Below are 12,618 nucleotides of genomic sequence, written 5' to 3'. Positions count from 1 at the left end.
GGTTTTATATTGTATATTATTTGTTATTTAGAAAATAGACTTCTTGCATAACCTCCTTCTAAAGGCGATTTGTACGTCGATCCGGTACTCGAATCCTCACGTACTCTTTTGTATGCTGCGGTTCTGCGTTCCGTGCCTCCTTCAAATTCCTCTCTATAAGCGAGTTTCCGAAGAGGTCTATTAAAATCTAAATATTTCTTAGAATTACTTTACTTAATTCATAATTCAAGTGTGAGAAGTTTATCTCTTCAAATCCTTTTCTCGGTATAATAATCATTGCAAATTTTATAGCCTTAAAGCTAGAATCACTAACAATAATTCTAATTATATGTCGTATACGCCTTTTAATTTTGTTGCGAACTACAGCTTTTTTATTTAGCTTTCTGCTAACTTTGATTCCTAAAAAGGTGTTATATTTTGATTCAAGGAAGCTTTTTGGAAGTTTTGTGGCGATTACCAAAATAAAATATCTCTCATAGAGCTTCTTTCCAAGCTTATTTATAAGCTCAAATTCTTTTTGATTTTTTAAAGAGGTAATAGACAATTTGGTAAGTCAGATTATTTTAAGCAGATAATTTATGTCTGCCTTTAGCACGACGTTTTCTTAAGATTGCTCTTCCAGTTGGAGTCGCCATTCTAGATCTAAAACCATGTCTTCTTTTTCTAACTAAATTACTAGGTTGAAATGTACGTTTCATAATATTTACACCGAACGAAAATAAAAATTAATTATTATAAATATGCCATCCCGTGGTCAAGCCACGGGATGACATTAAATACTCAAATATGTGCTTTTGCTTTTTCTACGATACTTACGAATCCGTCACTGTTATTGACGGCAAGTTCTGCAAGTACTTTACGATCTATATCGATTTCTGCTTTTTTAAGAGCTCCCATAAATTGAGAGTAAACAAGCCCATGTTCTCTTACTGCTGCATTTATTCTTTGAATCCATAAGCCTCTAAAATCACGTTTACGGTTTCTACGATCTCTATAAGCATATTGGAGGGCTTTTTCTACTTTTTCAATAGCTACTCTAAAACAGCTATTTGCTCTACCTCTATAGCCTTTGGCTAATTTAAGGATTTTCTTATGTCGACTTTTGGAAATTTTTCCTGATTTTGCACGTGTCATTGCTTTAGCTCTTAGTTAATTAATTTATACCGTACGGTAAAAAATATTTTTTAATATTATATCCGTCTTGAGGACAAAGTATTGTAGTTCCTCTAAGGTTACGAATTTGAGCTTTAGTACGACGACGCATAAAATGTTTTTTACCTGCTTGAGATGCAATAACCTTGCCGCTAGCAGTAAGTTTAAAACGTTTTTTTACGGCAGATTTTGTTTTTAATTTAGGCATATTGTTCCTTATAATTGGTATTTCTAGGTTGAAACGGTAAAACATTAGGCATACCAAAGCCATATTACCGATGAAACCTAGATAATAGTTTTTTTTATTAGTTATTGCAAGATTTTTTTATAAAAATGTACTATAATGTTTTTAATCAATCGATAATAATTTAAAAATGTTTGGACAAAATCCTAAAAGAAGCATATTAAACGGTGACGGTACTCGGTTAGAGGTACAGTCTATTTTTAAGACTATACAAGGGGAGGGGATTTTTGTAGGTTGTCCTGCGATCTTTATTAGGCTTGGAGGATGTAATCTTGCTTGTAATTTTTGTGATACGGAGTTTGAAGATTTTGATTTAGTAGATATAGATAAGATTTTGAATAAAGTAGAAAGCCTGGCATTAAATTCTAAAAATGAAAAATCGATTAATTTAGTAGTAATAACCGGCGGTGAGCCGATGCGTCAACCTATAGAGTTATTATGTCAGAAGTTATTAGACCGAGATGTTAAAGTTCAAATAGAGACTAACGGTACGTTATATCGTTCTTTGCCGAAAGAAGTGTCTATAATTTGTTCGCCGAAGGTAGGTAAAACCGGTTATAGTAAAATAAGAGAAGATTTATTGCCTAAAATTAGTGCGGTGAAATTTATCGTTGCTAAAAATATTTTAGAATATAGTCTCATACCGGAAGTAGGGCAAACCTCTTATAATATACCGGTTTTTATTCAACCTATGGATCAAAACAACCAAAGACTTAATGGCGAAAATAATGAGTTAGCAGTAAAATTAGCATTAGAGAGCGGTGCTAGATTATCTCTGCAAACTCATAAATTTTTAAATATCCCATAGATTTAGGTCGCCGTATGACCCCTTTGCATCACCTAATAATATTACTATTCCAACGTTACCATTGTCAGAATTAGAAGGGTAAAGCTATTTAAAAATTTTAATTATAACTATATAATTTCCCTAATTGTCTTTGTTGTTCTATAGAAGGGAAAGGTAAGATAATTTTGTCAGCATCTATGTTGCTTTTTGATGTTGATGTTATCATAGATTCCATTGAAAACTTTCGGTACAGAATTGTTGGAGTTGTGCTACATGTAATTACCTGCTTTTCATTGTCTAAATTAGAAACCTCCGCATTGTCTGCTTGTTCTCTAGCATTTGTTTGGTAGCACATATGTAATATACTAAACTAAATCTAAGTGAATTTTGCATTCCGGTTCTTTAATTTTTAACAAGAGTATTGATGCATAAGAATCGTCATCTTCACTCTTGCTGTCACTCCTAAATATAGTCAGCGTCAGAAGAGTACATAATAGATTCAAGGAGAAAATCCTTATTATATCCTTGGCAGCAATTTCTTCTCCACAGTTTGAGGGATTTGCAATATGCTTAGGTTGTATCTGTTTCATAATTTCCTTACAAAATAATTTCGGTTAGAACTAAATTTCTTTTCAATATCCAATAAATTAAAGAATTTTAACTAAGGAATATATTACTACTATATTCTAGTCAAAAATTAATTTACTTGAATTTTTAATTGTACTTAAGTATAATAATGAAGATTTATAATAAGTTAATATGGAGTAATAATGAGTGAAATATTAGAACTTGAAGCGGAATCCCGCACGGAATTCGGTACGGGAGCAGCAAGAGCATTAAGAAGAGCAGGGCGTGTTCCGGCTATTATTTATGGAGCGGCTAAAACACCTGTTAGTATTTCTTTGGAAGAAAAGGAAATAACTAAATATTATAGAAAGCCGGCTTTTATCTCTCAGTTAATTAATTTAACAATTGATAAGAAAAAATATAAAGTATTGCCGAAGGCTGTAGACTTACATCCTGTTACGGATATAGTACGCCATGTTGATTTTGTCTTTTTAGAAGAGAAAACCCAAAAAATGGAAGTACCTGTAGTATATGAAGGGAAAGAAAGAGCTTTAGGCGTTAAAAGAGGTGGATATTTTAATATAGTAAAAAGAAGAGTTACTTTATTATGTGATGTTAATAATATCCCAAGAAACGTAACTATAGATGTTACTAATATGCCTATGGCTACTTCGCTAAAATCGTCAAAAATAGAATTACCAAAAGGATGTAGTTTTGTTACAAAAAAAGAATTTGTCCTTGCAACTATTATAGGGCGTAGAGGAGCAAAAACTGAAGCTGAAGGGGAACAACAAGCCGCTGAAGCAGGGAAGTAAGATAATTTTCACGATAAGGACTTGCTTAGATACTTAAATCGTTATTGCGAGGATTTGTAGGCGTTGTTGTTTGGCTCGTTTTATGCCATTCCTAGCTAGAAGCGGGAATCCAGTAATCTTTAATTGTCATACTGCGAGCTTGTAGCGGTATCCAGTCTTTGTTAATTTTTTTCTGGATACCGTGGTCAAGCCATAGTATGACATCGGGTAGGTTTTTCGATCCACGCAATAATGCTGAGCTAAGAATGACATTATTCTGTACTTCTTGCAAATCAATACTTCTTCAAAAATTTTCTATTACTATTTACTTAGGTAAATTATTATGATTCTTGTTATTGGTCTTGGTAATCCAGGAAAAGAGTATCAATATACGAGGCATAATGTCGGCTTTATTGCTATAGAGAAAATAGCAAACCAATATAATTCATCATTTAGTACAAAGAAAAAATTCAATTGTGAAATTGCTGAAACTATTAGTGATGGACAAAAGATAATTTTTATAAAGCCTACCACCTATATGAACTTGTCCGGTAAGTCAGTGATATCGGTGAAAACATATTATAATATCCACCCCGCAAAAATCTTTGTTATTCATGATGATATTGATTTAGAAACAGGTAGAATAAAATTTAAAACCGGTGGCGGTAATGGCGGGCATAATGGTTTAAAGTCGATTGATGGGGTTATAGGTAATAATTATAACCGGATTAGGATTGGAGTCGGTAGACCGCAAAATAATCAGGATGTAGCAGATTACGTACTTAATAATTTCTCTAAACCGGAGTATGAAACAGTAATGCAAGATATAGATAGAATCACTAGTAACTTTGGTTTAATATTAGAGAATAAGTTAGAAGAATTTAAGAATAAGATAGCTGAATATGATATATTCAATGTTATTCCTACGACTTGATCGACGTTGCTGAGTGGATACCAACTCGTCATTGCGAGGAGATGCGTAGCATCGACGTGGCAATCTCGTGCAGTAGTATAGAATTCCTGAGATTGCCACGTCGATGCTACGCATCTCCTCGCAATGACGGGAAAACGATATTAAAACTAAACAGCAAAGAAGCAAAGATTTATGACACAAAATTTTGAAATTGTTTATGCTGATGCAATGGATAGAACTCATAGAACTATAATTATTGAGGCTTTGAACAAAGATGCTAGAGAACAAAAGGGGTTAGTAGGAGATATTGAATCTTTTTCATTTTCCTGTTTAGATCAGGATAAAAATTTTGTTGTAGGAATTAGTGGTATGAGTTTTTTGGGGGGATTTTACATTGATTCACTCTTTGTTAATGAAAATATAAGAAACTAAAATTATTATGGTACTGTACTAATGCAAAAGGCTGAGGATTTAGCACGTGAACGAGGCTGTAATTTTATTCATCTTGTTACTATGGACTTCCAAGCAAAATCGTTTTATGAGACACTGGGGTATAAAATTGAATTTGCTATGCACGGTTACGAAAAAGATTCTATAAAGATTCTATAATGTATTATTTACGGAAAAATTTATGACACTAAAACTCGGAATTGTTGGGTTGCCAAATGTCGGTAAGTCGACATTATTTAATGCCTTAACGGCAAGTCAGGCTGCAGATGCCGCTAATTATCCGTTTTGTACTATTGAGCCTAATAGCAGCAAAGTTTTAGTGCCTGATGCGCGTTTGCATAAACTAGCAAGCTTAGCCGGAAGCGGTAAAATTATTCCGTCTTATGTTGAGTTTGTCGATATTGCAGGGCTTGTTAAAGGAGCAAGCAAAGGGGAGGGGCTAGGCAATAAGTTCTTATCTCATATCAGGGAAGTCGATGCAATACTGCACGTACTGCGTTGTTTTGAAGATGAGGATATAACGCACGTACATAACAAAGTCGATCCGCTGCATGACCTCGAGATTATTGAAACGGAATTAATACTTGCCGATATAGAATCGGTTGAAAAGCGTTTAACTACAAGTGCAAAACGCTTGAAGTCAGGCGATAAAGCAATGGCAGAGCAGATAGAGCTGTTAAAAGAGGTTTATAAGGTATTAGGTGAGGATAAACCTGCAAGAGTGCTAAATGAAGCTTTAAGAGTTGATAATTTAAAAAAATTGCAGTTAATTACCTCTAAGCCCGTTTTATATATATGTAACGTACTTGAAAAAGATGCAGCTATAGGTAATGAATTTACAAAATTAGTAGCGGAAAGAGCAAAGAAAGAAAATGCTAAAAGTGTCGTAATTTCTTCAAAAATAGAAGCTGAAATTGCTTTACTTGAAAGCATGGAAGAAAAGGAAGAGTTTTTAAAATTTATAGGTTTAGACGAAACAGGGCTTAGTAAAGTCATTAAAGAGGGGTATAATCTTTTAAACCTTAAAAGCTTTTTTACTATAGGACCAAAGGAAGCCCATAGCTGGACTTTTAAAGACGGCACACTTGCACCTGCTGCTGCCGGTATTATTCATACCGATTTTGAAAAAGGTTTTATCAGAGCAGAAGTTATCGGCTATAAAGATTACATAAATCTCGGTAGTGAAGCAAAAGCCAAGGAAGTAGGTAAAATGCGTTTAGAGGGTAAAGAATATAAAATGCAGGATGGGGATATAGTACATTTTAGATTTAACCTTTAAATAACGATCAGCTATGAAAACAATTTGACCAAAACGGTCTCTTGAAGTTCAAGATAGGCTTGATTATATAGTGCAGCAAATTTTGGCTGTTGCCAAGGATAACGTTGCCTTGATTATCTTGTATGGCTCGTATGCTAGGTGATTGGGTTAAAGATATGTATACAGAAGATCATATTACTTATAGTTATACAAGTGATTTTGACTTTTTAGTAGAAAAAAAGATAAATTTAAGGAGCATGTTACTTTAAGGGGAGAATCTAAGATAGAAAAAAGGTTAGAACAAACAGGCTTAAGAAAAGCCGAGGTTTTTTCGCTAGAACCTTGGATAGACAAGCTTGAAAAAGGGCGTTATTTTTATACCGACATTAAGAATGAAGGTATTTTTTTATATGATAGTGGCGAGCAGCTTTCTCGAGCTAAAAATTTGCCTTGGAGTGAAGTAAAAGAAATGGCTAAAGAAGATTATGAATACTGGTTTGGTAGAGGCAAGAGTTTTTTTATTGATTGTAAATACCCATTAGAAAGAGGTGATTTTAGTAAAAGTGCTTTTGAGCTGCATCAAGCCACTGAAAGTGTTTACAGTAGCATTTTATTAGTTTTTGCCTGTTACAAACCAAAGTTATACGATATAAGAAAGCTAGGTGTATGATAAAAATTATAGAATTAGCAGAGAGCAGTTACTTTACTTGATTGAGAGAATATAAAGATTAAAAATGATAATGGAAAAAATTTGTTTGGAGCGGATTAATCGATAAAACTCGATGAACCGAAATAAAAAAAATCATTTATGAAAATTATTGCGAAGATTCCGGCATGGATGCTTCTATGCTTATTTATTTTATCACCGACTACGGAAACAATTTATACTTCAGGATTACCGAGTTTAACCAAATATTTCGGCATTGACGGCGGTCTCACTCAAATTACATCTACATTATATTTTCTAGGGTTTGCTCTTGGTATATTATCACTCGGCAGATTATCGGATATTTACGGCAGGAGACCTATAGCTTTATTAGGGCTTTTTATTTATGTTGTATCTTCAATTATTAGCATTTTTGCAGTTAATATAGAAATGCTGATGATAGCTCGTTTTGTGCAAGCTTTCGGCGTAAGTGTAGGTTCTGTTATTGGGCAGGCTATGGCTAGAGACTCCTATCAAGGCTTAGAGTTATCATATGTCTATGCTAGCTTATCTCCGTGGCTGTTATTTATCCCTTCTCTAGGTTCATCTATAGGGGGCTATATTATAGAATATTCAAGTTGGCATTATGTTTTTGTATTTTTTAGCCTTACCGGTACTATATTATTAGCTTTATATTATAAAGTTTTACCTGAAACAAATTCTTATATAGATTTTTCCCAAAGCAGTAAATATTTTGAGGTTTTGCAGGTAATTATTAAAGATAAAATTCTTTGGTTATATGCTTTTATCATCGGTGCATTTAACGGCATATATTACGGTTTTTTCATAGAAGCTCCTTTTATTTTGATTGATAAAATGAAAGTTTCGCCATCTTTTTACGGTAAATTAGCGTTTTTGTTATCTTTTGCCGCTATCTTTGGAGGCTTTTTAGGAGGGTATTTAATAAAAAAACGCCATGTACACGATAAAAAAGTTATGGGTTTAGGATTTATTTTTAGTTTGTGCGGTTGTATATTATTTGCGGTAAATGCTTTTATATTAGAAGTTATTTCAACGAGTCATAATCTTGCAATCGCTATGATATTTGCACCGATGATGATTCATATGGTTGGGCATAATCTACTGATCCCTATGACGCTTCGTTATGCACTGAAGGATTATGCTAAAGTAACAGGTACAGCAGGATCTATATTTGGTGCAATATACTACGTAGTTATCGCTGCTGTAACTTATTTGGTTTCTAAAATACACGGCACAACGATAAGCAATTTTGCTTTATTATGCTTCGTTTTAAGTATTAGCTCTGCTATTTCGTTTTACTGTATTTGGATTTTATATAATAAAAAGTCAAATATTCCTAACTAAACACAGGTGTCGTCATTGTAAGCAGCTGTGGTGTTGTTGTATGGCCCGAAGAAAGCGTTGATGTCATTCCTGCGAAAACAGGAATCCAAGGTAAAGCGAGATAAATCAAGCTTTTAGTTTTAAAAGTCTAGCATATTTATACTTTTTTGACTGGATTCCCGCCTACACGGGAATGACATTAAGAAAGTTAGAGATAACCTGGTATATCATCTGTATGCTCTTCACCCTCAAGAGTCATATCCTCTTTTAAGGTTTCCATACGACAGCTACTAAATACATCAAGGTTATGCTGCTCGGCTTGCCATTTTAAGCTAGCTTCTTTAAAACTAACAATACCTTTTTCAATTTCTGCTAATGTCAAATTTTTTATTTCGTGTAAAAAATTCTCTATATCTGCTTTTGCTTCTGGATTTTTTTCGATGAATGGATTAAAAAACTCCTTGATACCTGCTAATAATTCTTTTTTCCCAGGTTCTATATCTTGAGAATCTAGAGCTTGAGCTAGCGGTATATTAACTGTATCCTCGTTGTTTGCTATATCCTCTTCCTTTTCAAAACTTTTATCAAGTGTGTTATTAGAAGTATTAATATGGAATAACTCTTTATAAAAATTATTCATGACAATTTGGTCGTTAGGGTTATTTGCATTATAATGATTTATTATTTTATCAATAGCTTCTTTAAACTTTTCATTATAAGGTGCATCTCTAAAGGTGGAGCTTCCATATATAGATTTTTTAGCAAATTCTTTTAGTGCTTGCAGATTTTCAGTACTAGAATTACTCATCTCAGCATGTTTTTCCGGAATATAAGTAGCTATTTCTATTAATTTATTACCAAAAATGCTTTGAGCGGTTTTTTCATCAGCTTGTTGTGTTGCTGCTAATATTTTACTGGGCATATTATTTTTCACTAGTTCTAGCATGCCTCCGCCGCAACAAACAGTTTGGTAATCATCATTATTTTCTTCTTTTAATGATAAATACAAAGCGTTGTCTATGTGATAGTGATTTTCCTTTAATAATTTCCATGTTTGTAAGGTTGGGTCATTAGCATATATTCCACCATCAATAATTGTATGTGATTTAGTATTGGTTATATTATGGAAATTGTGGCTGGGGAAATATCCAGGTGCTGCAGTGATGCCTTGTATTATATCTGAAATGTAATAATCATTCTCTTCACTTTGTCTAGCATCTATAGTAGAGAAGGTTATAAGAGGATTTTGTTTATTATTTAGATCATAACCTGTAACTACAACATCACCGATTAAATCCTTGAGGGTATAATCCTTACAATATTCTTTCAATAATTTTACTAATGGTTCAGGAGAAAATTTATGGCTGAATAAGCCATTAAAACTCCAAAGTTTTCTAAAAGTGAATCCTACCGGAAAAATATTGTGTGCCATTTCTTCAAACAGTTCTTGAGCTTGCTCTGCACTGAATAAAGGTTTCCCGGGATTATTAGGATTCGGTAAATTAAGCAAAATAGAAATAAGTCCTCCAACACTGGTCCCTCCAGTAAAATCGAATATCTCACAAGTAGGCTTACCGGTTATTTGCTCCATTATTTTTAATTTTTCTAAATGGATATTTCCTTTTACTCCACCGCCTTCAAATAGTGCTAAGCTAATCTTATTATTGTTTATATCTACCATAACTACCTTTCAAAAATACTAAGCGAGCAAAATACAATAAAAATTAACTTTTGTCAATAAAAACTTATCTGTCTAAAGTCTAAACTGAAATTTAACTTATAAAATAAATTGTCACTATTAGTAAAGAAAACTTAATTAATGATTAATATTTTAGTATATAGCTAATATTATAACTACAATGGTATAAGATATGCTAAGTCATCCTAGTAATATAGATCCTCAGTTATTAGCTCAAGAAGTAAATACAATGATGCCCTTAGTAGAGAAAGATTTAGCTGATGTTGAAGATACAATAACTTATGGAAAAGAACAATTATTTAAATTTGTTAAAGATAAGAAAATTATGGAAGCTTTGGCATTTATGTATTGTTTTGAGGGAAATACTGGACAAACTTTAGATATTAAAGAATTTTGTACTACAAATGATTTATTGTATAGAGATGATTTCAGTGCCCTTACGGAGACACTAGATACTTTCACCCCCCTTATAGGGATATTTTTTTCTAAATAATTTAACACTAATTCTACTATAAATAATAATGCTAAAATACGAAAACTTTGATAGCTCCTCTGATGAAGAGTTAAAAGAAAATTATACTTTACCTAAGTATCTTAATTTTTTACTTAAAAATATACTAAATATTAATTATATATATAACTCTGAAGATTTTAAACTGAAGCTAGGTTTAGTATTATATAATTTAGCTGATAGATTTTTTAAATATTCTACTATTAGAAATATTTATAAAAAAATTAAATCTGAAATATTAGTTGTAGATAATGAGTATTACGAAGAAAATTTTAATATTATCAAAACTGCTTTTAATAAACATAATTATTTAAAGATTATAACAAAGAAAATATAAGTGATAAGGATTATCAAAAGCTATTGCACTGTGTATTTAATCCAAATCACTCTATTCCTAAGATATTTGCTTTAGCAGACGGTATTACTGCTCAGTATGCAAAGAAAGTATTATTACAAGAATTGCAAAACAGTAATATCAACTTAAAAAAGTATCAGTAATAACCCATACATAATTCTAAATGACTTTTAGCTTTTGCTGAAATGATTGGCAGGAATAATAAAATCAGCTAAAGCACCGGATTTTAGAAGAAATAAATAGTAATTTATCTACTATATGTAAGATCTCAAATACTAAAGAAGAAACTTTTACAATTAATCATATAGTACATTATAAAACCGGTAATGTACAAACAGATGTACCTGGCTTAGGAAAGTATGATGAAATTTTATCTAAATTTGAGCAAGAACACGAATATAAATATGCTATTATAAAACGTATATTTGAAGTTGTGCATGCTAAAGCATCGACACAAAATATAGAAGCATTACCGCGAAAACTAAATTACTTTGCAGAAAAGTTAACACATTGGTTATTTATGCTTGCAACGCATAGAAATAATGCAACCTTATTTACAGCTCCTATGTTTTTAGCACTTATTGATAAAAATAGTATATTTATTATCATATAAGGAGTTTTTTCCTATGTCTGCTGAGCATGCCGTTGCTCAAACAAGAGGTATACTGAAACACTATAAATATGTGTTACCAAATTCCTGTCCAATAGATTTATGACACTACAAATGTACAAAATGGTAATCTATTACTTATTAAAGAAGGTAATATATTAATAGAATGGCTTAGTAAAAAATTAAATAATTATAAACTAGCAAATATAGCACGAATATTTGACATCTTAGCTTCAATGTAATTTTACAAAAATATGGATAATGTAAAAAGCAATAATATAAAATCTTTTTTAGCAAAAGTGCATAAATTAGAGAATTGTTCTATAAATTTGTTAAATGCATTAGACCAAAATTTAACTGCTTTAATTCTTAAAGTAAACAATATAGGAGAAGGAGAACGCAATTTAAAGTTTACAAAACTAAATTGCTTGAAAAAAAGGATTTTTCTCAAGATTTAAAGGATTTAATTGAAATAACCTACTTGGAATTTACTGAAAGCTTAAAAAATATTGAAGGGTTTTTAGCTCAAAAACACTCATCTCTCAAGAAAGAAATTAAAAAAATCCTACCTGAAATTCTACAAATTTTATGTGCTAAAATAAAAGCATGGTATGATATTGATGCACCTGAATATGCTAAGAATGTATTACAAGATATTACCCCCAAATTTAATCAAACTATTTCTCCTACCTCGTCTCAAAAGAGATTAAAACTTTCCTTTTCTAAAAGATATATATGATTCAAATGATGATAATAATCAAACTTTGGAAACAACTGATATAGACAATAGTATGAAAGAATATTTTAAACTAATTGGAGAACATAACTAATACTATATACGATTAAAAACAGTATTAATATTATGGTCTTTTTGAGGTCCTAGAACTTGGTAGCTAAGAGTAAATGAATCAGGATTTAAAAATACATAGGTAGTATTATATTGATCTTTACCACATAGATGATTGCCTGTAGCTTGTATACTCAAATGATTTGAAGAATTGTTTCTGCAAAACTTCGGAGGACTCGCATGCTTACCTATTAAGTATGGCTGTGCGTACTCGCTCCTCGTTTTACATTCCAATTCTCCAAATCATTTGAGTATACCCTGTCTGCATAAACAAATTTTAATTGATAAAATAAGCTCTTTTCAGGAGCAATAAAATATTTTGTAATATTACTATTCTTAAAAATATATCTATTCCACGCTAATCAAGAATATAGATATCTATATTCTTGATTAGCGTGGATTTGATAATCGTAGTCGTGA

17 protein-coding genes and 4 pseudogenes are annotated in these 12,618 nt (G+C 31.8%); 13 read left to right on the top strand and 8 right to left on the bottom strand.

Annotation, left to right across the window (positions count from 1 at the left end):
- Positions 1–23: 23 nt before the first annotated feature.
- From GCO76_RS06855 to rpmI, 5 genes and pseudogenes are all read right to left on the bottom strand, one after another.
- Positions 24–182 (bottom strand): annotated as a pseudogene (locus GCO76_RS06855) (palindromic element RPE1 domain-containing protein); the annotation flags it as partial.
- A 5-nt stretch (positions 183–187) separates the two neighbouring features.
- Positions 188–544 (bottom strand): ribonuclease P protein component, encoded by a 357-nt coding sequence (rnpA, locus tag GCO76_RS06850; RefSeq protein WP_410956655.1) that lies wholly within the window; start codon positions 542–544, stop codon positions 188–190.
- A 19-nt stretch (positions 545–563) separates the two neighbouring features.
- On the bottom strand, positions 564–698 hold the full coding sequence (gene rpmH, locus GCO76_RS06845; RefSeq protein ID WP_011270688.1) for a 50S ribosomal protein L34: 135 nt from the start codon (positions 696–698) through the stop codon (positions 564–566).
- A gap of 82 nt (positions 699–780) precedes the next feature.
- Positions 781–1,134, bottom strand: a complete 354-nt coding sequence (gene rplT / locus GCO76_RS06840) for a 50S ribosomal protein L20 (protein ID WP_014014575.1) — start codon at positions 1,132–1,134, stop codon at positions 781–783.
- Between the two features lie 19 nt (positions 1,135–1,153).
- Entirely contained in the window at positions 1,154–1,360 is a 207-nt protein-coding gene (gene rpmI / locus GCO76_RS06835; RefSeq protein WP_004997924.1) for a 50S ribosomal protein L35, read from the bottom strand.
- A 166-nt stretch (positions 1,361–1,526) separates the two neighbouring features.
- Here rpmI and GCO76_RS06830 point away from each other — a divergent pair, with 166 nt between their 5' ends.
- On the top strand, positions 1,527–2,204 hold the full coding sequence (locus GCO76_RS06830) for a 7-carboxy-7-deazaguanine synthase QueE (RefSeq protein ID WP_103897179.1): 678 nt from the start codon (positions 1,527–1,529) through the stop codon (positions 2,202–2,204).
- Positions 2,205–2,953: 749 nt separating this feature from the next.
- Positions 2,954–3,565, top strand: coding sequence for a 50S ribosomal protein L25/general stress protein Ctc (locus GCO76_RS06825; RefSeq protein ID WP_103897178.1), 612 nt, complete (start codon positions 2,954–2,956; stop codon positions 3,563–3,565).
- Between the two features lie 91 nt (positions 3,566–3,656).
- Here the strand turns inward: GCO76_RS06825 and GCO76_RS06820 are convergent, their stop codons facing one another.
- Positions 3,657–3,836 (bottom strand): hypothetical protein, encoded by a 180-nt coding sequence (locus GCO76_RS06820; protein ID WP_410956654.1) that lies wholly within the window; start codon positions 3,834–3,836, stop codon positions 3,657–3,659.
- 51 nt (positions 3,837–3,887) lie between these two features.
- Between GCO76_RS06820 and pth the strand changes: the two genes are divergently transcribed.
- From pth to GCO76_RS06785, 7 genes and pseudogenes are all read left to right on the top strand, one after another.
- A complete protein-coding gene (gene pth, locus GCO76_RS06815) occupies positions 3,888–4,478 on the top strand; it encodes an aminoacyl-tRNA hydrolase (RefSeq protein ID WP_410956653.1) in 591 nt (196 codons plus the stop codon).
- 171 nt (positions 4,479–4,649) lie between these two features.
- Positions 4,650–4,881: pseudogene (locus tag GCO76_RS06810) on the top strand (acetyltransferase).
- 29 nt (positions 4,882–4,910) lie between these two features.
- Positions 4,911–5,092: pseudogene (locus GCO76_RS06805) on the top strand (N-acetyltransferase).
- On the top strand, positions 5,089–6,186 hold the full coding sequence (gene ychF / locus GCO76_RS06800; protein WP_410956652.1) for a redox-regulated ATPase YchF: 1,098 nt from the start codon (positions 5,089–5,091) through the stop codon (positions 6,184–6,186). The pseudogene GCO76_RS06805 and the gene ychF overlap by 4 nt, the downstream one beginning before the upstream one ends.
- A gap of 82 nt (positions 6,187–6,268) precedes the next feature.
- Positions 6,269–6,434: pseudogene (locus tag GCO76_RS06795) on the top strand (nucleotidyltransferase domain-containing protein).
- Between the two features lie 176 nt (positions 6,435–6,610).
- On the top strand, positions 6,611–6,835 hold the full coding sequence (locus GCO76_RS06790) for a HEPN domain-containing protein (protein WP_410956651.1): 225 nt from the start codon (positions 6,611–6,613) through the stop codon (positions 6,833–6,835).
- Positions 6,836–6,973: 138 nt separating this feature from the next.
- A complete protein-coding gene (locus tag GCO76_RS06785) occupies positions 6,974–8,197 on the top strand; it encodes a Bcr/CflA family efflux MFS transporter (protein WP_410956650.1) in 1,224 nt (407 codons plus the stop codon).
- Positions 8,198–8,384: 187 nt separating this feature from the next.
- On the opposite strand, the gene GCO76_RS06780 is transcribed toward GCO76_RS06785, so the two are convergent.
- Positions 8,385–9,857: a patatin-like phospholipase family protein gene (locus tag GCO76_RS06780; protein WP_410956649.1), complete on the bottom strand. Its 1,473-nt coding sequence runs from the start codon at positions 9,855–9,857 to the stop codon at positions 8,385–8,387.
- A 190-nt stretch (positions 9,858–10,047) separates the two neighbouring features.
- Here GCO76_RS06780 and GCO76_RS06775 point away from each other — a divergent pair, with 190 nt between their 5' ends.
- The 4 genes from GCO76_RS06775 (at position 10,048) to GCO76_RS06760 (ending at position 12,090) form a co-directional block, all read left to right on the top strand.
- Complete coding sequence (locus tag GCO76_RS06775) at positions 10,048–10,368, top strand: hypothetical protein (RefSeq protein ID WP_103897171.1); 321 nt, start codon at positions 10,048–10,050, stop codon at positions 10,366–10,368.
- 28 nt (positions 10,369–10,396) lie between these two features.
- Positions 10,397–10,723 carry a hypothetical protein gene (locus GCO76_RS06770; RefSeq protein ID WP_410956648.1) on the top strand — a complete coding sequence of 109 codons (327 nt, stop codon included), beginning with the start codon at positions 10,397–10,399 and terminating at the stop codon, positions 10,721–10,723.
- 451 nt (positions 10,724–11,174) lie between these two features.
- Positions 11,175–11,354 carry a hypothetical protein gene (locus GCO76_RS06765; RefSeq protein ID WP_410956647.1) on the top strand — a complete coding sequence of 60 codons (180 nt, stop codon included), beginning with the start codon at positions 11,175–11,177 and terminating at the stop codon, positions 11,352–11,354.
- Between the two features lie 421 nt (positions 11,355–11,775).
- Positions 11,776–12,090 (top strand): hypothetical protein, encoded by a 315-nt coding sequence (locus GCO76_RS06760; RefSeq protein ID WP_410956646.1) that lies wholly within the window; start codon positions 11,776–11,778, stop codon positions 12,088–12,090.
- 93 nt (positions 12,091–12,183) lie between these two features.
- Here GCO76_RS06760 and GCO76_RS06755 read toward each other — a convergent pair whose 3' ends face one another.
- The gene (locus tag GCO76_RS06755; RefSeq protein ID WP_222610397.1) at positions 12,184–12,336 is read right to left on the bottom strand and encodes a DUF6314 family protein; all 153 of its coding nucleotides are present in this window, start codon (positions 12,334–12,336) and stop codon (positions 12,184–12,186) included.
- Positions 12,337–12,618: the final 282 nt, after the last annotated feature.

Source organism: Rickettsia koreansis (assembly GCF_046532895.1).
Classification (GTDB): Bacteria; Pseudomonadota; Alphaproteobacteria; order Rickettsiales; family Rickettsiaceae; genus Rickettsia; species Rickettsia rickettsii.
Note: the sequence above shows the minus strand (reverse complement) of the source record. Positions and strands in the feature narration are given on the sequence as shown.